Genomic DNA, 22,824 nt, shown 5'->3' with positions numbered 1-22,824 from the left:
TCCTCTTCTAGGGACTCGAACCTTCAACCAATTGATTAAGAGTCAACTCCCCAACCCCCGCCGCCCGGCGTGCGGATGCTGAGCACGTCACCCGCCCGCAGGGCCACTTCGCCCTTGGCGGGCAGCGGCTGCTCGCTTCCGTCGCGGATCAGCACATTCTCGCCCGGCGCGCCGGGTCCGCCGCCGGCCAGCCCGTAGGGCCGGCTCTGGCGGCGCTCGCTGAGCAGGCTGGCTGTGGCCGGCGCCTGCAGCAGCAGATCGCGGCGTAGGCCGTCGCCGCCGCGCAAGCGGCCGGCCCCGCCCGTGCCTTCCCGCAGCTCGTAGCACAGCACCTGGATCGGGTAGGCATACTCCATCGCCTCGGCGGGGGTGTTGAGCGTATTGGTCATGTGGCTGTGCAGGGCGCTGGGGCCGTCCGCCGCGGGCCGGGCGCCCATGCCGCCAGCGATCGTCTCGTAATAGGTAAAGGCGCGGCCGCGGGCCGCGTCCCAGCCGCCGATCAGCGTATTGTTCATCGTGCCCTGGCTGGCGGCGGGGATGTGCGCGGGCAAAGCCTGCGCGAGCGCGCCCAGCAGCACATCCACGATGCGCTGCGAAGTCTCCACATTGCCGCCCGCCACCGGCGCCGGTGGGCTGGCATTCACCAGGCTGCCCTCGGGTGCCAGCACGCGGATGGCGCGCAGCGAGCCGGTATTGTTGGGGATCTCGCTGTCCACCAGGCAGCGGAAGACGTAATACACCGCTGAGAGTGTGATGGCGTAGACCGCGTTGACGCTGCCCTGCGCCTGCGGGGCCGTGCCGGCAAAGTCCACCATGGCCTGGTCGCCCTCGATCTGGATGCTGACCCGGATGGGTAGCGGCTCGTCGACGATGCCGTCATCGTCCAAGGCATCTTCGAATTCAAAGCGGCCGTCCGGCAGGCCGGCGATCAGCGCCCGCGTCAGGCGTTCGGTGTAGTCCAGCAGCGCCGCGGCATAGTGCTGCACTTCGGGCAGGCCATTGGCGGCGATCAGCTCGCCGAAGCGAGCCGTACCGCGTTGGTTGGCGGCTATCTGGGCGCGCAGGTCGCCGGCGCGCTCCTCTGGGGAGCGCGTGTTGCGCAGAATGATCTCCCACACGGCAGGTTGCAGCTCGCCGCGGGCCAGCAGCTTAACCGGCGGCAGGATCAGCCCCTCCTGCACCAGCTCGCGGGCGATCGGCATCGATCCGGGAGCCATGCCGCCGATGTCGGCATGGTGCGCCCGGTTGGCTACGAAGCCGGCCAACTGGCCCTCGGCGAACACGGGGGCGATCAGGGTGATATCCGGCAGGTGCGTGCCGCCCTGATAAGGATCATTGAGGATAACCATATCGCCCTCTTCAAACGACAGACGCCGGATGGCAGCCTGCACCGAAAGCGGCATGGCGCCCAGGTGCACCGGAATATGCGCCGCCTGGGCGATCATTTCGCCCTGAGCGTCGAAGACCGCACAGGAGAAATCGCGCCGCTCTTTGATGTTGGGCGAAAAGCTGGCCCGCTGCAAAGCCGCGCCCATTTCCTCGGCGATGGAGGCGAAGAGGTGCTTAAAGATCTCAAGCCGGATCAGATCGGTCTTCACGCCGGCCCCACCGCGATCACCAAATTCAGGAAGGCGTCCACTTCGGCTGTATCCCCCGGCCCGATCAAGATAGTCGTGTCCGGGTGCACCACCACCGCCGGGCCGGCCAAGCGCTGGCCGGCCCCCAGCCTCTCGCCTGCGTAGAAGGGCGTCTCCAGCAAGCCCTGCTCAAAGCACACAGGGTGGCGGCCCAGCAGGCTGTCATTCAGCGCGCGGTTGCTGGGCGCAAAGTAGGGCAGGACGGGTTTTTCGGTCAGACCCACGGCCCGCAGGCGCAGGGTGACCAGCTCCACCGCCGCGGCCGGGTCATGGTAGCCATACGCCGCCTGGTGAGCCTGGTGGAAAGCCGCCAGCAGGTCCGGGCCGAGTGGCAGATTGAGTTCAAAGGATTGGCCGGCATAGCGCAGGTCGGCGCTGGGCTGGAACTGCTGCGCCTCCGGCGGCAGGCCCTCGGCCGCCAGGTCGGCACGGGCGGTTGCCAGCAGACCCTCCAGCTGGGCTTGAAGTTCAGCGGGTGCGGTATCGCCCGGCAAGGCGGGTGCTACACCCCGCCACATCACCGTGCGGCTGTAATCCTTAACCACCTCGGCCAACAGCATGCCCAGAGCGGAGAAAGTCGCCGCCTGGCGCGGAACCAGTACACGCCGCATGCCCATGGCGCGTGCCAGGTCAGCCGCGTGCAGGCCGCCGGCGCCGCCGAAGGCCAATAAAGTGAATTCGCGCGGGTCGTGGCCTTTTTCCACCGAGATCACCCGCAAGGCGCGCGCCATGTGGGCGTTGGCGATCTGCACCACGCCCAGCTGGCACGCCTGCGGGCTGAGGCCCAGTTCGCCGGCCAGCCGGTCAAAGGCCGCCGCGGCGCGGCCCGCGTCTAGGCGCAGTTGGCCGCCAAAAAAGTGCTCAGGCCGGATGCGTCCCAGCAGCAGATTGGCATCCGTCACCGTGGGCAGATCGCCAGCCCCGTAGGCCGCCGGCCCGGGGTCAGCCCCGGCGCTGTGCGGCCCCACCTGCAGGCCGCCGCCGGCATCGCGAAAAGCGATCGAGCCGCCGCCAGCCCCCACAGTGTGGATCGCCAGCATGGGCACATGCACCGGCAGGCCGCCAATTTGCGAGCTGCGGCTGACCTGCGCCTGACCGTGGATCAAGGCCACGTCGGTGGAGGTGCCGCCCATATCAAAGGTCAGCAGGCGCTCGTAGCCGGTTGCGGCCGCCAGGGCCTGGGCGGCCACCAGGCCGCCCGCTGGGCCGCTGAGGATGCATCGTACCGCCTCCCGCCCGGCCAGGCGCGGGCCGGCCATGCCGCCGTTGGACTGCATCACCTGCAAGCGGTCGTCCGGCAGCGCCGCGGTTAGCTTGTTCAGGTAGCCGCTCATCACCGGCGAGACGTAGGCATTCAGCACCGTAGTGCTGGCGCGTTCATATTCGCGGAACTCAGGTAGGATCTGGTGCGAAGCGGAGACCTTGAAGCCGGCCGCCTCAAAACGCTCGGTGATGGTTTGCTCATGGGTCGGATTGGCGAAAGAGAAAAGCAGGCAGATCGCCACGGCCTCGATGCCCGCCTGTTGGCAGTGTGCCACCAGCGCATCCAGGGCCGTCGCATCCAGCGGCGTCTGCACACTGCCGTCGGCGGCGACGCGCTCGCTGACCTCCAGGCGGTGCTGGCGCGGCACCAGCGGCTGAGGCGGGTCGGCCAAGAAGTCGTAGAGCGCCGGGCGGTTCTGGCGGCCGATCTGCAGCAGGTCGCGGAATCCGACCGTGTTGATCAGGGCCAATTTGGCGCCCTTGCGCTCCAGCACGGCGTTGGTGGCCACAGTGCTGCCGTGCACGATCTGGCGGGCGACCCCGGCCACGCGCTCCAGGCCGGCCAGGATGGCCGCCGCCGGGTCACCCGGTGTGGAGCGCAGTTTGAACGTCTCGATCCCCCCGCTGGCCGGGTCGAAAACCACGAAGTCGGTGAAAGTGCCGCCGGTATCCACGCCGATGCGCATGGGTGAATTGTAAAAGAGTAATTGGTCAATCGTGGTTGGCAATCAGGGAAAGAGTACATGATGGGTTTTGACACGGCATTGGTGGTGGCTTGATCCGATGATATCTGTCATATCAGGTTCGTGATGGGCCGCACTACTCGCCGCGCCGACCGTCCCACATAATCGGGGGCGTTCTTGCGGATGACTCCCCTAGAGATGGGAAGCCACCACATTGAAGTTTCATTAGGAGACAGGAAGGAGCAGCAAGATGCACAAACAGAAGCGCAGCTATTTACAGATGCAATTCGAGGAAGCCAGGCTTGAAAGCGGTCGCTACAACGCCGACTTCGCCATGCAGAGCACAGCTCCGGTCAGCCCTCGCTCGCTGCTGGTCGGGCTCCGCAGCACGGCAGTTCGGCTGGGTGTGGACTTCGCTACACCCGCGATGAGCAGCCTGGGTGTGGCCGACTTGCGCAATGAACAGGACTAAGCTTCCCACAGCTCGCCATGACGTAAGACGATCATGGCGAGTTGTGCTTTAACTCCCATCAGACAAGAACAAATGCTTCAATACAGTAAGGTGATGAGCAAGGTGCGCATCGGTGTCCACGCCAATGCGTGTGGGTGAATTGTAAGGAGTAACTGGTCAGTGGTGGTTGGTAAATTAGCGAGAGAAGTCATGATAGGATCAATTTTTTGATGCGGCAACTGGGGAGTTGGACCGCCGGTTGCCGCATGCTTCCTTAATCAATCCCAGCGGATCTGGCTTGATCCGGATGACATCTATCATATCCGGTTCGTGATGGACCGCACTACCTGCCGCACCGACTGTCCCACATAATCGGTGTCGAAAGAAGGAGGTAGTAGATGGAACATGTACTCGAAGTACGAGGGCTGGTGCACCGATACGGTGACTACACGGCTCTCAGCGGAGTCGATCTGACCGTCGAAGCGGGGGAGTGTGTCGCTCTTCTCGGCCCCAATGGGGCCGGTAAGACCACCCTCGTCCGCAATGTGATCGGATTGATCGAAGGCCATGCTGACCTGATTAATGTGGCAGGTGGCAACCCACGCAGCGCCGAAATCCGGCGCAGGCTCGGTGTCGTCCAGCAAGCGGTCGGTTTTCCGCGGTCACTCACCGTCGGTGAGATCGTCGGCGGTGCGGCCGCCCGCCGGGGGTTGTCCCCAGAAGCAGCCAGCCAAGCCATTGCTGAAATGGGCCTGGCCGGCCTGGAGAAACACCGGGCAGCCGAGCTCTCCGGCGGACAGCAGCAGCGGCTGCAGCTCGCCATGGGGCTTGTTGACGATCCGGTACTGCTGGTACTCGACGAGCCCACCGAAGGGCTCGATGTGGAGGCACGCCGCCGGTTCTGGAACACGATTCGACGGCGTCTCGACAACGGAGCCGGTGTGCTGGTCACGACGCATCTCGTGGACGAGGCGGCCGCAGTCGCCGACCGGGTTGTTGTGGTTGATCGCGGACGAGTGGTCGCGCAAGGGACGCCGGACGAACTGCGCCGGACGCTCAGCGAGCGGCGCATCTCAGTCCAGACGAAGGTACCGGTGAGTGTAATCAGAACCTTCGACTCGGTCGAGACGGTCGAGCTTCGTAACGGCCGCACCGTGATCGCAACAACCGACAGTGAGCAGGTCGTCCGCACGCTGCTCGACCTCGACCCCGAGGCCAACGATTTGACGGTGGAGACGGCTAGCCTCGAAGAGGTGCTCATCGCCATGACCCAGCACGAGGAGGTGCTGATATGAACCTAAAAATCTTTCGCACAGAGGTGCGTGACGAGCTCTTGTCAATCTTCAGGGAGCCAATCGCTCTCTTCTTCTCGGTACTGGTGCCGGTGGCTTTCTTTGCCCTGTTCGCAACCATGTTCGGCGGCGAGGGCGGCTTCGGCGTCGAGTCAGTAGCCAGGTACGGGGCATTTGGTGTGCTGTCCGTGGTTCTGTCGAACCCGGGTATCAGCCTTGCCGATGCCAGAGAGCGAGGCTGGCTGCGCGTCAAGAGAGCAGACGGTACGCCCCTTGGCGTGACGCTGTCTGCCAAAGTCACCGCAGCCCTGCCGTATGCGATCATCACCCTGGCAGGGATAACCCTGGTCGCCCGTCTGACCGCTGGGCCGCTGGACGTAATCCAGGTCCTGCGGGTCATCGGCGTGTTGCTGCTCGGATCCTTGCCATTCAGCCTGTTCTCCCTGGCTGTTGGCGCCAAGTTCAGTACCAACTCCACAACGGCGGTGCTCAACGCCGTGCTGATCCCTTCGGTGATCCTGTCCGGCCTCTGGTTCCCGCTCGAGATGCTCCCGACCTGGCTCGGCGCTATCGCGGTGTACCTCCCGCCCTATCACCTGGCACAACTGGCGTTGGCGCAGGTGGAAGGCGGAGCCGTGTGGGGTCACATCGCCTACCTCGCGGGAACAACGATCGTGGGGGCCATCACAGCCGCGCTGGCCTACCGTTCGGCAGACGTGTGAACAAGAACACGACAGTCCAACTCGGGAAATCGGAACGCTTCGAGACGAGGCGTTCCGGTTTCTCGCGCTGGGCTCCCCTGATCTTTTTTGCCTTCGTCCTCACCGGACCGATTTTCTCCCCTAACGCCGGCCCCGCAGATTGGTTTTTTGCTGTCGGAGTGGTTGCCGTGGCTCTCCCGGTCTTTGTCATTTCGGAAATGCGCGGTTGGGACATCACAGGAGCGGTTGTCCTGATGCTGCTGGCTCTCGCCACAGCCCCCTTTGACTCGACCGCCATCATGGCGCTGCCCATCTACGCCGCCGCTCTGCTTGCCAGGTCAGCCAGTCAGGAAACGCTGCGATACAGACTGCTGGTGATCACTGCCCTCACGCTGCCCGGTTTCCTGCTAAGTTCGATCCCTTGGCCGTTTCGGGGCTTCATACTCATTTCGGTGATCATGATCTGGGTGATTGGATCCGCCGTCTTCCATGATGTCTCACAGGACCATCGTGCGGTCACGCTGCGGGCTGAGAACCGCCGCATCGCTCACCTGGCCACGATTGCCGAGCGGGAACGGATCGCTCGCGACGTCCACGACATCGCAGGCCAGGCCCTCACCGCCATCATCGTGCGCAGCCAACTCGTCCAAAGGCTGGTCCCGTCGGACCTAGATCGCACCGTCGAGGAAGCCGGTGAGGTGGAACGCATCGCCCGCGAGGCACTGTCTTCGATCAGGGAAAGCGTAGCTGGATGGCATCAGGCCTCGCTGCTCGACGAGCTCGCGGTCGCACGTGATGCACTCGCGACGGCAGGCATCGAATTGGAGACGCTCGGAAAATTCGAGGTCGATCTGGCGCCTTCAGTCGAGAACGTTCTGGCGTTAGGGCTTCGCGAGGCGGTCACCAATGTTCTGCGCCATGCCAACGCAGGCACGGCGGTGATCCGCATAGACAGCCAGGATGGCGGCGTATCACTCACCGTGACCGACGATGGGATCGGACCTAGCACCAAGGGAACCGGCTCAGGAATCCAGGGTATGCGCGAACGCGTGATCGCCGCAGGGGGAACCCTCACATTCGGACCCGGAGTAAGGAGCGGAACACAGCTGCGCATTGACATGCCATTTGGTGGAGGCTCTTCATGATCCGCGTCGTCCTCGTCGAAGACCAGGCCATGGTGCGAGGAGCCTTTGCGCGACTCCTCGGTCTCGAACCCGACATCGAGGTCGTCGCTGTTGCCGAAAATGGCGAGCAGGGGTTGGCCGCTGTCACAGAGCACCTGCCAGACATCCTGCTCACCGACATTGAAATGCCAGGAATGACGGGCCTCGAGCTGGCGGCTCGTCTCAAGGGCAATCCGAAGGTCCGAGTGGTAATCGTGACCACCTTCGCCCGAACTGGCTATCTGCGGCGGGCGCTGGATGCCGGAGTGTCTGGATATGTCCTCAAGGACTCGCCCATCGAGCATCTGGCCTACACACTCCGACGGGTGTCTGTAGGCAACCGTGTGATCGCCCCGGAGCTGGCAGTATCCGCATGGACCGGCAGCGACCCACTCACTGACCGGGAGCGAGAAGTCTTGCGAGAGGTCGGTGAAGGGCATACCAACGTGGAAATCGCGCAAAAGCTCCACCTCGCCGAAGGAACCGTACGCAACTACCTGTCAGCTGCCATCACCAAGCTCGGGGCCCGAAACCGTGCCGAGGCATTCGCCAAGGCCCAGGAAATGGGATACCTGTAACCCTGGGTGGATTCCTGCCACAGGAGGACACACAAGATGGATGAAAAGCCCGATCAAGTCGCCCTCAGCGAATACATTCTGTCATTGGATGGAGTGGAGATGACCGAGGCGATGGACTATAAGTTCTTCTTCTACAAGGATGAGCGCCTGCTGCCCTTCACCACCCTCGCTCTCACCGACAATCAGTACGAGCAGGTCTCCAACCTCAGCCGGCCCGGGGTATTCCGCCTCAATATCGGCCTCACTCGCGCCACCTTCGAGGCCCTGTTTGGCTCCCACCAGCTGGACCTCAGCACCTACGACTTCACTGCCTTGGATACGATCATGCCACACGCGGACTACGCCGCGCAAAGTTTTGTGTGCGTACTCAATCCAGCTGCCACGTGGGGGAAAGTGCAGGAACTGCTGGCAGAGGCCTATCAGCAAGCAGTGCGCCGTTATCTGCGAAAGAAAGCGAGCAGCCGCTAACCCTTGCCGCCCCACCAGCGCTGCCAGGCGCTGCGCAGCGTGTACGGCAGCGGGTTGAGCGGCAGCAGGTCGCTGCGGTAGCCGGGCGAAGCCTCTCGCATCAGCCGGGCGGCTTCGCGCAGCACGGCCGGGTCGTGGGTCAGCGGCAGCTGCTCGATCGCCAGATAGGCCGCATGCCGCGGCGGGGCGCCCAGGTCACGCAACACCTGGATCTGTAGCTGCCAGGCTTCCAGCTCCCCATATACCGACAGCGCCACCCAAAACCCCTGTTCGTAGTGCTTGACCTCATGGGCGATCGCCGAGAGCGTCCAGGCGTCCCGCCCCTGGCGCATCAGCTCGGCGCGGGCGGCATTCAGCACGATCAGCGGCGGGCCAAACAGCATGCCCCACAGGGTCCACTTGGCCCCGGTGGGCTGGCGGCCAAAGCGGATCGGTGCGTTGCGCTGCGAAACGAACGCTACGGCATGCAGCCCGCGCTCCCCCGAATGGCCCAGGCGCGTCAGGGCGGCCACTTCCCAATCCGGGCGGCCTTGCTGGCGTAAACGTTCGCTCATGCCCTGATTATATTGGCTTTATAATAGAACAAGCGTTCATGTTCGTACATTTAGCCACTCACTCGCAGTTTTCCTTTCTGCGCGGCCTGCCCGCCCCGGCCCAGCTGGCTGCCGCGGCTGCCGCAGCCAGCCAACCGGCCCTGGCCCTCTGCGACCACAACCGCCTCAGCGGGGCCATCGAGTTCAGCCTGGCCTGCCAGGCCGCTGGCATCCGGCCCATTCTGGGCATGACCGTCACGCTGCAGGCCGACCAACCGCTGGCTTTGCGTCTGCTGGCGATCAACGCCCAGGGTTGGACGCAGCTGTGCCAGCTGAGCAGCTGGCTGCAAGGGGAGCCCAACGGGGACGAACGCAGCCTGCCCTTCGCCCAGTTGCAGCAGCACGCCGAGGGCCTGATCTGCCTGGCGGATGCACCCCACCCCGAACTTGGACAGCTATTTGGCGATCGCTTTTATCGGGCCGGCGTGGATGCGGCGCTGTGGCCCGTCTATTACCTGCAGCCGCAGGAAGCCGGCCTGCAGCGTGTGGCCGCCGCCATCCGCACCAACACGCCGCTCTCCGCCCTGGCCGCCGACGCCTCCGTCCCGGCGCACTTTCCCAGCACCGCGGAGATGCAGGCGCGCTTCAGCCCGGCGGCGCTGGCGGCGACATGGGAAATTGCCGAGCGCTGCCAGTTCGACTTGCCGCTGGGGCAGCCCAACTTTCCCCAGCCCGATCTGCCGCCCGGGCAAAGCGCGCTGGAAGCGCTGCGCAGCCGGGCCTATGCCGGCGCGCAGCGCCACTACGGCGAAATCAACCAAGCCCTGCGCACCCGCCTGGATCACGAACTGCAGGTCATCCAAGCCAGCGGCTACACCACACTGTTCCTGATCATGGAAGAGATCCTGGGCTTTGCCCGCCGCGCCGGCGTGCCCATCTCTTCACGCGGCTCGGCGGCTTCCTCGCTGGTGGCCCACTGCCTGGACATCACCACCCCAGACCCCATGCGCCTCAACCTGTATTTCGAGCGCTTCCTCAACCCGGCCCGGCCCAGCCCGCCGGATATTGATACCGACCTGTGCTCGCGACGCCGCGATGTGGTCATCCGCCATGTCTACGAACACTACGGCGCAGACCGGGTGGCGATGGTGGCCACCATCAACCGCTTCCGCCGCCGCTCGGCCCTGCGTGAGGTGGCCAAGGCGCACGGCCTCCCATCCGCCGAGATCAAGCGCATGGTGGACAGCCTGCCCTACCGCTACTGGGGGCCGGGCAACCACCCCGAAGATCCACAGGCCTATGCCGACCTGGAAAGCCGTTTCCGCAGCCCGCAGCACCAGCGCGTCTTCGCCGACGCCCAAGCCCTGATCGGCTTGCCGCACCACCTCTCCATCCATCCCGGCGGCATCGTGATCAGTTCCGGCCCGCTGACCGACACGGTGCCCACCCAGTTCTCCGGCAAAGGCATCACCATCACCCAATACGACCTGGAGGGTGTGCAGCATATGGGCCTGGTCAAGATGGACCTGCTGGGCACGCGCGGCCTGACGGTGCTGGGCGACGTGGCCGACCACATCCGCCAGAACGGCGCCGCAGGCAGCCAACGCCTGCAGGTGCTGGACGACATCCCCGACCACGACCCGCTCACCGCCGAGATGGTGCGCAGCGGCCGCACCATCGGCTGCTTCCAGATCGAGAGCCCAGGCATGCGCGCCACGCTGCGTGAGACGCAGGCCGACAGCGTGGACAACGTCATGGCCGCTCTGGCCCTGTTCCGCCCCGGGCCGCTGACCGGCGGCCTGAAAGACGCCTTCGTGCGCCGCCACCTGGGCCGCGAACGCGTCGAGCACATCCACCCCGCCCTGGAACCGCTGCTGGCCGAGACGCACGGCGTCTTCCTCTACCAGGAGCAGGTGCTGCGCGTGGCCCACGAGCTGGCTGGCTTTAGCCTGGCCGAATCCGATCTGCTGCGCCGCGCGATGAGCCACTTCGACCCCGGCAAGCAAATGCAAACCTTGAAAGAGAAATTTGTCCGCGGCGCGGGCGAGATCAAACAAGTGCCGCCCACAGTGGCCGAGCGCATTTGGGACATGATGGCAGCCTTTTCCGGCTACGGCTTCCCCAAAGCGCATGCCGCCTCGTACGCTCAAGTCGCATGGCGCTCGGCCTGGTGCAAAGCGCACTACCCGGCAGAGTTCATGGCCGCCGTGCTGGCCAATTGGGGCGGCTACTACGGCCAGGAAACCTATCTGCTGGAAGCGCGTCGCATGGGCCTGCGCCTGCACCCGCCGCACATCAACCATTCCCAGCGCCAGTTCAGCGTCTCTTATATAGAAGGCCAGCCTCAGCTCTACATGGGCTTGGACCAGCTGCGCGACCTGGGGCGCGAGACCCAACGGCGCATCATCGCCCTGCGCCCGTTCAGCTCGCTGGGCGACTTCCTGACGCGTGCCTATCCGCGCCCGGTCGAGGCGCGCGGCCTGATCCAGGTCGGCGCGCTGGAGGGGTTGGGGTTGATCCCCAATTTACTGGAAGAACTGGGAGAAGGCGCCTGGCGGCGCGGCCAGCTGCCGCTGTTTGAAGCGCCAGCCGCGCAAACAGAAGATTGGAGCGAAGCGGAGAAAGCCGAAGCCCAACGTGAACTGCTGGGCGTGGCCCTGGCCGCCCATCCCTTGGACACCTTTGCCGTCCAGGCCGCGGCAGCCGGTGCGCTCAACACGCTGGAGGCCGCCGGGGGCGCTCCCGGCGCCGAACTACGCGTGGCGGGCATGCGCCAGACCTGGCGGCGGGTGCAAACCAGCCGCGGCGGCTATTTGTACTTTATGGACCTGGCCGACTTTGAAGGCACTCTGCGCGTGGTCATCCCAGACGAGGTCTATCGCCGGGATCGCCACGCCTTCAACAGCCGGGGGGCGCTGCTGGTCACCGGCCGCCTGGAAAGCGGCCGCGAGTCACCCGAACCCGTGCTGCAAGCCACGCGGCTGGCCGCGCTGGGGCCAGCGGCTAGCCGGCCGTAAAGCCGCGCCGCCAGGCTAGCACGCCAGCCCAGCCGGCGGCAGCCCCCAAGCTGGCCAGCGGCGAGAACCAGCCCTGTGCCGCGCTCCACAGCAGAATGAGCAGCATAGAGAAGCCGGCATACAGCCAGGCCAGACGGGCCTGCCACGCGCCCGGGATGCCCCGGCGCCCAAAGTAAGCAAACAGCCCAGCGGAAGCCAGCGCCAGGCCGGCCTTGGGCAGCAGCGCCAGCGGCAAGCTCAAGCTGGATCCGAAATAGGCCAGGGCCGCCAGGAAGCTGGCGCTGCTGCTGGACAAGTCCTTGGCGCGGCCAGCAAAGGCGCCCAGCAGGGCGGCAAAACCCAAATGCACGGCCACCAGAGCCGCTATGCCAATCCAATCGGAATTCAAAGCACACCTCCGTTTCTTCAGAGATGTGCAAGCTTTATGCCGTTTGCGTCGTAGTTTAGGAAACCCGCGCCCAGGCAGTGAAGACCAACACCAGCAAACCCAGCAGCAAGTTGGCGGTTACCAGACGCTGGAACTGGGCCAGCAAGGCCAAGTCGCCTGCGTCGGGGTCGCCCTTACTGCGCGCCCGGCGCAGGGCGGCGCGCCCCAGGGCAGGCGAGACCTTCCAGGTCAGGTAGGCAGAAACGCCGATCATGGCGAAGAAGACCAGGTGTTTGGCCAGCATAGCCACCGCCCACGGGTTGCTGATGCTCAGAAAGCCGTCGTAATTGGGGTTGGGCGTCATCTGCATCAGCCCGGTAAAGGTCAGCAGCCCCAGGCTGAACCAGCCCAGTGGGTCCAGGCGCGTGTTGAGCGCCTGCAGCCAGGCAGCGTATTCCGCGGCGGGCAGTCGCCGGCGCAAGCTGGGCAGGACAAACAGGGCCAGGGCTGCCAGGCTGCCCAGCCAGACCGCGGTGGCCAACATGTGCAACCAAAAAGAGATCAGCAGCGCCCAGTCGGGGATCATGCTGTGGGGTTATTCGTTGCCGTGTTCCAGGCAGTTTTGGCTGAAGCGGTCGGCCTCGGCCTGCTGCTCAGGCGTCAGCGGTGTAATGGCGTTGGCCTCGTAAATACGCTCCTCAGCCGAGCACCACTGCTTCTGTACTCCCAGGCGCATGGCCTCATCCACCATGTCCTCGGCGTAGCGCACCAAAGCGGTGTTGTAGCGGTCCAGCGCGCTGACGAAGCTGAGATCGTGCAGGCTGGGGGCCGCATCCTTCACGTAACTGAAATACTGCACGGCCTGCGGCCAGTCGATCTCCCAGAAGCTGGAACCCACCAGGTACCAGATCGCCCATTGGCGATAGTTGGTGACTTCATTATCCAGCGGGCCGATCTGCTCTGCCCGGTTCAAATCAAAAATGCCCGGCTCCAATTCGCCGGAGAGGATGCGCGCCACGCCGCGCTGGCGCAGGGCCACATAGTACAGGCCGTCCACTTCGATCGGTTTATAGTCTGCGAAGTTGCGGCGCAGGGTGTCCAGCGAGGTCAGCGTGCCGCTCCAGTCATTGGCGGACATGCGTGAGGGCAGTTCATTAAAGATCGTGTCGGCGCCGCGCAGGTCCGGGGGCGGCTCAGCTTCCGGCTCTGTGGTCGTATCGCCGATACCGGCCATCGGGTCGCTTTGTTCGCATATCGAGGCTTCCACCAGGGCGCTCTGCGCCGCCGGGTGGTCGGGCATCAGTTCGATCACGTAGATCAGGCGCTCTTTGGCACGGGCACAGGCGCCCTGCTGCAGGTCGCCCAGGGCCAGCTCGTATTGGTAATGGGCTTCTACCGCGCTCTGCAGAGCTTGCTCATTTTGGCGCGCCATCAGCGCCGTCTGGTAGCCAGCCAAAGCGCCCAGCCCGCCCAGCAGGAGCAGCAAGCCCAGGCCACCCAAGATCCAGGTCCAGCGGCGCGGCCGGGGCGCGCCAGCAGACGCAGCACTGACCTTTTGGGTGGCGGCAGGGTCGCTGACCGGTGTATTGGGGGTGGTTTCTTCGGTGAATTCTGGCTCAGACATGGGCGTAATTATACCCAGCAGGCCTGGATTGCAATATCAAACAAATTAATGGCAGGCTAGGAAGGCAAGTCGGCAGACGAATCTGCCTGCAATTCATTTAAAGCAGCCAAAAGCGCCTGATATTCATCGGCGCAGCCCGTGCAAAGCTCCAAATGGTACTTGATCAACGGGAAAGCCTGCGAGGCGTCTTTGCCGTCCAACTCCAGCTCCACAAAGCGGTCCAGGCTTTCAAAGCACGTCTCGCAGCCGATTTCCTCGCTGCGTGTGTGCAGCGCTCTGCGAATGAGTTTCTTAAGGGTTTCGGATTGGATGCGTGCCATAGATTTGTGTATTGACGCTCTTTACAGGGTGAGTATTACCTAGTCGGCCTCGAAAACCGCCAGCAATTCCTGGGTGGAAAGGCCGCTCTTTTCTTCCAATTTCTGGCGCAACCGCTGGCGGGCATCATGCAGCAGCTTGTAGAGCGCGTTGGGGTTGGTCTCCAGGCGCTCGGCCACCTCGCTGAGCGGCAGCCCGTCCTGCAGAATGGCCAGCATGGCAGTGCGCTGGCGCTCGGTGAGCTCCTCGAAAATGAGCTGCTCCACCATGCCCATCAGCTCGCGCTGGCTGGCCAGTTGCTCGGGCTGAGGGCTGTGATCGGTGAGGATGCTGGGAGTCAGCTCATCACCCTCGCTGGATTCGGTGAAGACTTGTAAGGGAATGTCTCGCCAGCGACGACGACGCAGCTCCGAGAGCGCCACATGCACCGCGATTTTTTGCGCCCAGGTGGTGAAACGGCTTTCGCCCCGGAACGAATCCAAGTTGCCGAGGACTTTGAGCAGGGCTTCCTGGGCAAAGTCCTCGGCCAGGCTGTCCAGGTCATCCTGCACGCGGCCCGCCAGGGCGGCACGCAGGCCGCGCAGCAGCACCGCACGCAGGTCCTCAATGGCTTCGGGGGAGGCGTCGTGCAGTGCCTCCAGCCATTCCGGGTTGCTGCGCTGGGCCGTATTTGGGGCGGCGGTCACGCCGGGAATCATACCATTGGCTTGCCGGCCGCCCCTAGCGCTGCCACTGCGGATAGCAAGACCAGGCCTCGCCATCCAGGTTGACAGACGGCAGGTCTTCCCTCTCGGTATAGCTGAATGCGGGGAAGGCGGGGTCAGCCTGCAGGTCGGCCCAGGCGCGGCGGGCGGCCGCCTCGGCTGCATTCCACTCGCGCCAGTCCGGCTGCAGCTTTTCGGGGTTGAAGTAGAAATAACAGGCCAACCCGGCGGCCAGCGGCTTGGCCAGGGCTTCATCGCCATGGGCCTGCGCGGTGCGATAGCCTTCGACCAGCGCCGGGATAGCGTCCGCAGACAGCTGGGCCAGATAGCCGTAGTCCAGCGGACCGTCGCTGCCCAGGCGGGAGGCGGCCGGGTCGTTCTGGTGCACCGAACCGATCAGCGCCTCGCGGGCATGCGCAATATTGGCGCGCACGATGAAGGCATCCACATTCAGGATCGGCAGGCTCAGCACAAAGCCCAGGCTGGCCGCCAGCACAGCCAGCGCAAAAGCGCGCGGGCGGCGCCAGGCCTCCAACACAACCACGGCCAGCAGCAACAGCCCCAGCCAGATCATGAACACGTGCGGGTAGGTGCGCAGGCGGCTGAAGCCATAGGCCTGCTCCAGCAGCAGCAGCCGCTGGAAGGCGGAGACCAAAATCACCGCCACCTGCGCGAAGAGCATAAAGCCCAGCCCGGCAAACCAGGCGTGCTGCCTGGTGTTCTCACGCTTGGAGAGGGCGCTCAAGAGCATGAAAGAGCCCAGCAAGGTCAGCGAGACCACCACCAACTCGGCAAAGCCGCGCCGGGCATATTCAGCAAAGGTAAACCCGGCCGGACCTTCGACAATGTTGGCCAAACCGCCAAAGAAATAGCGGAACTGCACGAAAACGAAAACCATCAGCAGCAGATTGACGCTGACCAGCACAGTAGTCACTTCCGGGAAGCCAATGAAAGGATACACCCAGGGTTTGTCTTCCCCGATCAGGGCTTGCTTCTGGCTGCGTTCAAAGGCATAGCTGTACGCCGCGGCCAGCATGTAGGCCACGACCAGGATGATGAAGCCGCGCAACAGGAATTCCGGCAGGCGCTCAAAGTCAGCGAAGAAGCGCTCCACCCATTCGGCAAAAAAGGCATCGGCCGAAGCCAGTAGCACCATCAGAAAGCCCAGCAGCGGCAGGGCCAGCAGCAGGCCGCGCCCCACAGGCAGCAGCCAGCGCAGCGCCCCGCTCTTGGGCGCCGCTCCATTGGCGCGCATCAACCCCAGCCCCTGCGGGATGAAGCCCAGCAGCTTGTAAACATAGTCCACGAAGCCGAAGCGCGGCCACTGCCCGCCCAGAAAGCTGATGGCGAACAAAGCCAGCAGACCCACCGCGGCCGTGCGGCTGAGCAGCACGGTCAGCGGCTCCGTGCGCACCCCGCTGACCAGGGAGAGCAAGGCAATGGGCAGCAGCAGCCACAGGGCTGGGGGTGCTGGCTTTAACCCGGTGCGCTGCGCCAGCCAGAAGCCGGCGGCCAGCAGCAAAGCCATGTAAACCGAAAAAGAAAAACCGATGCCGCGTCCCCAGAATAGGAAATCGAACACGATTCCCAGAATCACAGCGGCCGGGAACAGCCACAAATGAGCTTTCTTAGCCATCACACCTCCAGGCGGCGATGTGCCGCACTGGGCTATTTATCCCACCCGGGCCTATCAAAAACTCTCAAACCCACTCCTACCCGAGATGCCACAAAAAAGCCCCGCTGAGATTCAGCGGGGCTTTTTTTATTTTACATGCTTGCTTATTTGGTAATCAGCAGTGTCCAGTTGACGTAAGCCGCCGCACCCGCATCCAACAAGATGGTGATGTTGTGATTGGTGCTGACGTTGGTGAAAAACGCCGTCCAAGTATTGTTACAAGCCGGGGTGCCGCCATTGCTGCTGATCGCGGTCACCTTGACATTGGCCACGCCCTGCCCGGTACAGGTCAGCGTAAAGCGCAATTCACCCGAGGTAGTGTTGCTGTCAAAGCCAGACACGTTCACGGCCACCCGGTCCTGGGCATCGCCCTCCGGGTAGGAAATCTCGCCGGTGTGGGTGCTGCTCTGGTTCTTGATGTTAGCGCTGACTGAGATATTGCTGTCGGCTGGCGCCACTTGGGCTCCGCCGGCGTTACCCCCAGCATCGTTGCCACCGCCCGCATTACCACCACCGCCACCCGCATTGCCTCCCCCGCCGCCAGCGGCCGGAGCGCTGGTGCTGGTCGGCTGAGCAGCCTGCCCACCGCCTGCCGGCGGCGGGGGAGCCTGCACTACCGGAACATCCGCAGGCACTTCCCCTTCAGTGAAAGGTGTAGAAATCCAGCCAGTTGCACCGTTGTAAACCACCTGGAGCCAGGAACCGCTGCTGTTCTTGCCGATCACTTCGACCGTGGCATTCCCAGGCACGATCGTGACGACACCATAGGCGGTACCATCGCCCGCACGCATATTGACGTCCTGAATCGTGCGAACCTCAACGGTGCTATCTATTTCAACAGGCTCTTCAACAATTTCGGGGGTGGCAGTGACTACAACGATGATCGTTTCGGGTGTCGCCTCAACTGCGGCCCCACCACAGGCCGCCAGCAATAGCGCGACCAGTACCAATAACGTGCTGTTCAATTTATATGTCAAGATAATCCTCCAATTCGATCGGCTGATTATAAGGGCAATCAGCTGCAGAATTGGAGGTTTTGATAGATTTGCCTATGTGCGAATGGAGCTGCTAGAGGCTAAGCACCGCCCCCAGCACCATGGCGATGATGACCAGAACGGCGATCACTGAAAACACCATCTGGCTGAAGCTGATTTTCTGTTTTTGCCTGTCTTTTTTGCTCATGCCGCCAGTTTAACCCAAGACCTGGCAGTTACTCAAGGTGCGCTTTGAGCTGTTCCGCCAAAGCCAGCGTGACGCCTTCCACCGCAGTCAGCTGTTCCAGGCTGGCGGCGCGCATCGCCTCGATCGAACCGAAAGCCTTGAACAAGGCCCGGCGGCGCTTGGGGCCGATGCCGGGCACTTCATCCAGCCGCGAAGCCACGCCGCTCTTGCTGCGGCGGGCGCGGTGCGCGGTGATGGCGAAGCGGTGCGCTTCGTCGCGGATGCGCTGCAGCAGGAACAAGCCCTGCGAATTGCGCGGCAGCAGGATGCCTTGTTCGGCTCTTGGCAGGAAGATCTCTTCACTTTGCTTGGCCAGCGCGGCCACCGGCACCCGTTCCAGCAGGCCGAATTCGTCCAAGACGGCCACGGCGCGCGCCAGCTGGCCCTTGCCGCCGTCCACGATCAGCAGGTCCGGCAGGCCGCCGAAGGCCGGGTCCGGTTTGGCGCCCGGCAGGGCAGCGTCTTCCTGGGCGGCCTGCCAGCGGCGGAAGCGGCGGGTGAGCACCTCCTGCATGCTGGCGAAGTCGTCCGGCCCCTGCACGCTCTTGATGTTGAAGCGCCGGTACAGACGGTTGTTGGCCACGCCGCGCTCGAAGACCACCATGCTGCCCACCGCCGCCGTGCCCTGCGTGTTGGAGATGTCGTAGCATTCAATGCGCTCAGGCGCCCGCGGCAGCTCCAGGGCATCGTGAATCTCCGTCAGCGCTTCGGTCTGGCGGTGGGCGTCCGCCTTCCACTGCGTTTGCAGCGCATTGAGCGTCTCGCTGGCGTTCTCGGCCGCCATGCGGATCAGGTCACGCTTCTGGCCGCGGCGCGGCACTTTGATCTCCACGCCGCCATTGCCGCGCTGCTTGCTCAGCCACTGGCGGATCACCTGGGCTTCTTCCACTTCGTGCGGCAGCAGCACTTCTTCCGGCACACTGGCGGCCTGGTCGTAGAACTGCTTGATGAATTCGGCCAGCACGTCCGCATCCGGGGTTTCGGCGGTGTTCTCCATCATGAAGTACTCGCGGCCGATCAGCTTGCCGTTGCGGATGAAGAAGACCTGCACGCAGGCTTCGCGCTCGGAGCGCGCCATGGCGATCACATCCGAGTCGGCGTAATCGTTGGACACCACGCGCTGACGCTCGACGATGGTGCGGATCGCCTCCAGTTGGTCGCGCAGCCCCGCGGCTTTCTCGAAGCGCAGCTCATCCGAAGCCTGAGCCATCTCGGCTTGCAGCCGCTGCACCACCGGCTCGGTGCGTCCATTCAGGAAATCGCACAAATCGCTGATCATCTGGCGGTAATCAGCCTGATCGATCTTGCCGATACAGGGCGCATTGCACAGCTTGATGTCGTAATACAGGCAAGCACGTTCGTCCTGGCCGGTGATCTCGCGGTCGCAGGTCAGGTAGGGGAAGATGCGGCGCAGCACATCCAGCGTTTTGTGCACCGCCCACACGCTGGTGTACGGCCCAAAATAGCGTGAGCCGTCCGCTTGCATGTTGCGGGTGACAGTGACCTTAGGGAACACGTCCGCCAAGTGTACTTTAATGTAGGGGTAGCGCTTGTCGTCCTTGAGCCGCACGTTGTAGCGCGGCTTGTGCTTCTTGATCAGGTTCATTTCCAGGATCAAGGCTTCCAGTTCGGAAGCGACGATGATCCATTCGATGTCACGAATGTGATTGACCAGCACCCGCGTTTTATTGTCCTGCTGGGCGGCGCTGTGGAAATACGAACGCACCCGGCTGCGCAGGTTGATCGCTTTGCCCACATAGATCACTTTGCCGTCCGCGTCCTTCATCAGGTAGCAGCCGGCTTTGTTGGGCAAAGTCTTGAGCTGGGCTTGAATTTCAGGCAACATCATCGCACAGATATTCTATCGAGAAACCCGAAGGCGTGCAGTACAATCCCAGCCAATATGACCCAAAATTTGGAAACCTTAATCGGCGACAAACTGCGTGAGCGCGGTTTGCGCCTGGGCCTGGCCGAGTCCTGCACTGGCGGCCTGGTGGGCCACCGCTTGACTAACGTGGCCGGTTCGTCCACCTACTACATGGGCAGCGTGACCGCCTATGCCTACGAAGCCAAAGTGCGCCTGCTGGGCGTCAGCTGGACCACGCTGGAGCAGCATGGCGCGGTCAGCGCCGAAACCGTCAGCGAAATGGCGCTGGGCTGCCGCCGGGCGCTGGCCGCCGATATCGGCATCGCCATCAGTGGCATTGCCGGCCCAGGCGGCGGCACGCCGGATAAGCCGGTGGGCACGGTGTGGATGGCGCTGAGCGCCGCCGACGGCATCTGGACCCGCAAGTTCAACTTTGATGGCGACCGCCTGGCGGTCAAAGAGCAAGCCGCCGAAGCGGCCCTGGCTCTGGGAATCGAGTATTTGGAAAAACTGGCTCAATAATTCGCGAAGCAGTGGGCAGCCTACAATTCTGACTTCATAATTCAAATGTGCTTCTAGCAGTCAGCTTTCTGCAATCCCCACCACCCTCGCCCGCGTCAGCGCCACCAGATCTTTGGGGTTCATTGAGATATTGATCCCGCGCTGTCCTCCGGATAAATAGATCGTCTCGAAGTCCAGCGCAGACTGGTCCAGCACCGTGTCGAAACCCTTGCCGATCAGCGCCAGTGGCGAGATGCCGCCGGTCTGCAGGCCGGTCAGCTGCTCGGCCTGCGCCAGGCTGGCCAACTGCAGTTTGGCGTCCAGCGCCCGGCCCAGCGCCTTCAGCGAGAGCTGGGCCGGCGCGGGCACCAGGGCCAGCACCGGCTTGCCGCCGCTGGTCCGCACGGCTACGATGGTCTTGAACATCTGCTGGGCCGGCACGCCGAGATAGGCCGCCGCCTCCTCTCCGCCCAGCTTCTCAGCGGGCAGCTCATGAGCGGCAAAGGCCACTTTCTTGGCGGCCAGCATGCGGGTGACGTTGTTGGTGGGGGGCATATCAATCATCATTGCGAGGAGCACTTGCAGAGCAAGTGCGACGAAGCAATCTAAAATCAGATCCGTATCGCATGTCGGAGATTGCTTCGGTCGGCTGCATTGAAACGCAGCCGACCTCGCAATGACAGTTACTCTTCATCATCCAAACCGGCGATCACGCGCATCCGCTCCCAGGGCTTAAGGTTGCCCTCCTCAGCCAGCAGGGTGCGCATCTCATACAGCTGGTCGCGCAGCAAAGCGGCCTGCTCGAACTGCAGGTTCTTGGCCGCCTCGCGCATCTGGGCATCCAGCGCACGGATGGCTCCCTCCAGCTCGCGGCGCGGCATGCGCCGCGCCTTTTCGCCGTCGTACTCCGCCCCGTCCTCGGCCACCGCCGTGCGCTTCAGCTGGTCGGTCAGGTCGCGCACCGCCTTGACGATGCCCACCGGCTCAATGCCGTGGGCCACGTTGTAAGCCGTCTGCTTCTCGCGGCGGCGGTTGGTCTCCTGGATGGCGTAGCGCATCGCATCGGTCATCTTGTTGGCGTACATGATCACCCGGCCGCGCACATGCCGCGCTGCCCGGCCAATCGTCTGGATCAACGAGGTCTCGGAACGCAGGAAGCCCTGCTTGTCGGCGTCCAGAATCGCCACCAGCGAAACTTCGGGCAGGTCCAAGCCTTCGCGGAGCAGGTTGATGCCCACGATCACGTCGTACATGCCCAGACGCAGGTCACGCAGGATGCTGATGCGGTCCAGCGTGTCCACCTCGGAATGCAAATACTGCACTTTGATGCCCATCTCTTGCAGATACTCGGTCAGGTCCTCGGCCATGCGTTTGGTCAGGGTGGTCACCAGCACGCGCTCGCCGGCGGAGACGCGTTTGCTGATCTCGCCGATCAGGTCATCCACCTGGCCCTCGATAGGCCGCACTTCCACCTCGGGGTCCACCAGCCCGGTGGGCCGGATGATCTGCTCCACCACTTGCGCCGCGCGGCGCATCTCATAGTCTGCCGGCGTGGCCGAAGTGTAGATGATGGTGCCCAGGCGGTTCTCGAATTCATCAAAGGTCAGCGGGCGGTTGTCCACCGCCGAAGGCAGGCGGAAGCCGTACTCCACCAGCACTTCCTTGCGCGCCCGGTCGCCGTTGTACATGCCGCCCACCTGCGGGATGGTCATGTGCGATTCGTCGATGACCATCAGGAAGTCGGCGGGAAAATAGTCGATCAGCGTCCAGGGCGGCGTGCCCGGGGCGCGCTGGTCCATGTGACGCGAATAGTTCTCGATGCCGGTGCAGTAGCCCACCTGGCGCAGCATCTCCAGGTCGTAGCGTGTGCGCTGCTCGATGCGCTGGGCCTCCAGCAGCTTGTCGTTGGCTTTCAGATAGGCAATCTGCTCTTCCAGCTCCTGCTCAATGCCAATGATCGCCGCAGCCAGCTTGTCTTCGTCGGTGATGAAGTGCCGCGCCGGGTAGATGGCGATGGTGTCCATCTCGCGGGCGATCTCGCCGGTGACGGTGTGGATCTCCGCAATGCGCTCAACCTCGTCGCCAAAGAAGGTGATGCGGTAGGCCAGCTTGTCCTGGTAGGCCGGCACCACTTCCAGCGTGTCGCCGCGCACCCGGAACACGCCGGGGCCGAGGTCGGTGTCCTTGCGCTCATAATGGATGTCCACCAGTTGGCGCAGCAGCGTCTCGCGGCGGTAGGGTTTGCCGCTGTCCAGGTTGATCACCACCCGGCCATAAGCTTCGGGGTTGCCCAAGCCATAGATGCACGACACCGAAGCCACGATGATCACATCCGAACGCGACATCAGCGAAGTCGTCGCCGCCAGGCGCAGACGCTCGATCTCTTCATTGATATCGGTCTCTTTTTCTATATAGAGGTCGCTGCGCGGTACATAGGCTTCCGGCTGGTAATAGTCGTAATACGAAGTGAAGAACTCCACCGCATTGTCAGGGAAGAATTCTTTGAACTCAGCGTACAGCTGCGCCACCAGGGTCTTGTTGTGCGCCAGCACCAAGGTCGGCTTTTGCATCTGCTGGATCACATTGGCGATCGTATAGGTCTTGCCTGTGCCAGTGGCGCCCAGCAGCACTTGCTCCTTGTCCCCACGGCGAATGCCCTCCATCAATTGGCGAATGGCCTCCGGCTGGTCGCCAGTGGGCTGAAAAGGGGCATGCAGATTGAAGCCGGCCATAGTGCAAGATTATAGAACAAAAGTTTCGC

Annotated in this window: 21 protein-coding genes; 8 read left to right on the top strand and 13 right to left on the bottom strand. The window is 63.5% G+C overall.

What is annotated here, in order from left to right; translation table 11 throughout:
- Nucleotides 1–35: 35 nt before the first annotated feature.
- On the bottom strand, nucleotides 36–1,598 hold the full coding sequence (locus tag KF885_06805; GenBank protein ID MBX3048865.1) for a hydantoinase B/oxoprolinase family protein: 1,563 nt from the start codon (nucleotides 1,596–1,598) through the stop codon (nucleotides 36–38).
- A complete protein-coding gene (locus tag KF885_06800; GenBank protein ID MBX3048864.1) occupies nucleotides 1,595–3,586 on the bottom strand; it encodes a hydantoinase/oxoprolinase family protein in 1,992 nt (663 codons plus the stop codon). Before KF885_06800 ends, KF885_06805 begins: the two co-directional genes overlap by 4 nt.
- Before the next feature lie 247 nt (nucleotides 3,587–3,833).
- Between KF885_06800 and KF885_06795 the strand changes: the two genes are divergently transcribed.
- The 6 genes from KF885_06795 to KF885_06770 all read left to right on the top strand — a co-directional run bounded on the left by KF885_06795 (nucleotide 3,834) and on the right by KF885_06770 (nucleotide 8,236).
- Nucleotides 3,834–4,055, top strand: a complete 222-nt coding sequence (locus KF885_06795; GenBank protein MBX3048863.1) for a hypothetical protein — start codon at nucleotides 3,834–3,836, stop codon at nucleotides 4,053–4,055.
- Nucleotides 4,056–4,432: 377 nt separating this feature from the next.
- A complete protein-coding gene (locus tag KF885_06790) occupies nucleotides 4,433–5,329 on the top strand; it encodes an ABC transporter ATP-binding protein (GenBank protein ID MBX3048862.1) in 897 nt (298 codons plus the stop codon).
- On the top strand, nucleotides 5,326–6,048 hold the full coding sequence (locus KF885_06785) for an ABC transporter permease (protein MBX3048861.1): 723 nt from the start codon (nucleotides 5,326–5,328) through the stop codon (nucleotides 6,046–6,048). The genes KF885_06790 and KF885_06785 overlap by 4 nt, the downstream gene beginning before the upstream one ends.
- On the top strand, nucleotides 6,045–7,172 hold the full coding sequence (locus KF885_06780; GenBank protein MBX3048860.1) for a sensor histidine kinase: 1,128 nt from the start codon (nucleotides 6,045–6,047) through the stop codon (nucleotides 7,170–7,172). Before KF885_06785 ends, KF885_06780 begins: the two co-directional genes overlap by 4 nt.
- Complete coding sequence (locus KF885_06775; protein ID MBX3048859.1) at nucleotides 7,169–7,768, top strand: response regulator transcription factor; 600 nt, start codon at nucleotides 7,169–7,171, stop codon at nucleotides 7,766–7,768. Before KF885_06780 ends, KF885_06775 begins: the two co-directional genes overlap by 4 nt.
- A gap of 36 nt (nucleotides 7,769–7,804) precedes the next feature.
- Nucleotides 7,805–8,236: a hypothetical protein gene (locus KF885_06770; GenBank protein ID MBX3048858.1), complete on the top strand. Its 432-nt coding sequence runs from the start codon at nucleotides 7,805–7,807 to the stop codon at nucleotides 8,234–8,236.
- Here the strand turns inward: KF885_06770 and KF885_06765 are convergent.
- Complete coding sequence (locus KF885_06765) at nucleotides 8,233–8,790, bottom strand: hypothetical protein (protein ID MBX3048857.1); 558 nt, start codon at nucleotides 8,788–8,790, stop codon at nucleotides 8,233–8,235. The genes KF885_06770 and KF885_06765 overlap by 4 nt on opposite strands.
- 38 nt (nucleotides 8,791–8,828) lie before the next feature.
- On the opposite strand from KF885_06765, the gene KF885_06760 reads away from it, so the two are divergent.
- The gene (locus KF885_06760; protein MBX3048856.1) at nucleotides 8,829–11,786 is read left to right on the top strand and encodes a DNA polymerase III subunit alpha; all 2,958 of its coding nucleotides are present in this window, start codon (nucleotides 8,829–8,831) and stop codon (nucleotides 11,784–11,786) included.
- Here the strand turns inward: KF885_06760 and KF885_06755 are convergent.
- The 8 genes from KF885_06755 to uvrC all read right to left on the bottom strand — a co-directional run bounded on the left by KF885_06755 (nucleotide 11,773) and on the right by uvrC (nucleotide 19,544).
- Nucleotides 11,773–12,174: a hypothetical protein gene (locus KF885_06755; protein MBX3048855.1), complete on the bottom strand. Its 402-nt coding sequence runs from the start codon at nucleotides 12,172–12,174 to the stop codon at nucleotides 11,773–11,775. The genes KF885_06760 and KF885_06755 overlap by 14 nt on opposite strands.
- A gap of 55 nt (nucleotides 12,175–12,229) precedes the next feature.
- Complete coding sequence (locus KF885_06750; GenBank protein ID MBX3048854.1) at nucleotides 12,230–12,739, bottom strand: CopD family protein; 510 nt, start codon at nucleotides 12,737–12,739, stop codon at nucleotides 12,230–12,232.
- Nucleotides 12,740–12,748: 9 nt separating this feature from the next.
- Nucleotides 12,749–13,777: a hypothetical protein gene (locus KF885_06745; protein MBX3048853.1), complete on the bottom strand. Its 1,029-nt coding sequence runs from the start codon at nucleotides 13,775–13,777 to the stop codon at nucleotides 12,749–12,751.
- A gap of 56 nt (nucleotides 13,778–13,833) precedes the next feature.
- On the bottom strand, nucleotides 13,834–14,097 hold the full coding sequence (locus tag KF885_06740; GenBank protein ID MBX3048852.1) for a hypothetical protein: 264 nt from the start codon (nucleotides 14,095–14,097) through the stop codon (nucleotides 13,834–13,836).
- A 39-nt stretch (nucleotides 14,098–14,136) separates the two neighbouring features.
- Nucleotides 14,137–14,781: a sigma-70 family RNA polymerase sigma factor gene (locus KF885_06735; protein ID MBX3048851.1), complete on the bottom strand. Its 645-nt coding sequence runs from the start codon at nucleotides 14,779–14,781 to the stop codon at nucleotides 14,137–14,139.
- 34 nt (nucleotides 14,782–14,815) lie between these two features.
- Nucleotides 14,816–16,435 (bottom strand): DUF4173 domain-containing protein, encoded by a 1,620-nt coding sequence (locus tag KF885_06730; GenBank protein ID MBX3048850.1) that lies wholly within the window; start codon nucleotides 16,433–16,435, stop codon nucleotides 14,816–14,818.
- Between the two features lie 143 nt (nucleotides 16,436–16,578).
- Nucleotides 16,579–17,451 carry an SH3 domain-containing protein gene (locus KF885_06725; GenBank protein MBX3048849.1) on the bottom strand — a complete coding sequence of 291 codons (873 nt, stop codon included), beginning with the start codon at nucleotides 17,449–17,451 and terminating at the stop codon, nucleotides 16,579–16,581.
- A 233-nt stretch (nucleotides 17,452–17,684) separates the two neighbouring features.
- Complete coding sequence (uvrC, locus tag KF885_06720; protein ID MBX3048848.1) at nucleotides 17,685–19,544, bottom strand: excinuclease ABC subunit UvrC; 1,860 nt, start codon at nucleotides 19,542–19,544, stop codon at nucleotides 17,685–17,687.
- Between the two features lie 54 nt (nucleotides 19,545–19,598).
- Here uvrC and KF885_06715 point away from each other — a divergent pair, with 54 nt between their 5' ends.
- A complete protein-coding gene (locus tag KF885_06715) occupies nucleotides 19,599–20,084 on the top strand; it encodes a CinA family protein (GenBank protein ID MBX3048847.1) in 486 nt (161 codons plus the stop codon).
- Nucleotides 20,085–20,144: 60 nt separating this feature from the next.
- Here KF885_06715 and KF885_06710 read toward each other — a convergent pair whose 3' ends face one another.
- Both KF885_06710 and uvrB read right to left on the bottom strand, forming a co-directional pair.
- Nucleotides 20,145–20,618, bottom strand: a complete 474-nt coding sequence (locus KF885_06710; GenBank protein MBX3048846.1) for a Cys-tRNA(Pro) deacylase — start codon at nucleotides 20,616–20,618, stop codon at nucleotides 20,145–20,147.
- 128 nt (nucleotides 20,619–20,746) lie between these two features.
- Nucleotides 20,747–22,795, bottom strand: a complete 2,049-nt coding sequence (gene uvrB / locus KF885_06705) for an excinuclease ABC subunit UvrB (GenBank protein ID MBX3048845.1) — start codon at nucleotides 22,793–22,795, stop codon at nucleotides 20,747–20,749.
- Between the last annotated feature and the right edge of the window lie 29 nt (nucleotides 22,796–22,824).

Source organism: Anaerolineales bacterium (genome assembly GCA_019637805.1).
Lineage (GTDB): Bacteria > Chloroflexota > Anaerolineae > Anaerolineales > UBA11579 > JAMCZK01.
This window is presented reverse-complemented; position numbering and strand designations above follow the sequence as displayed.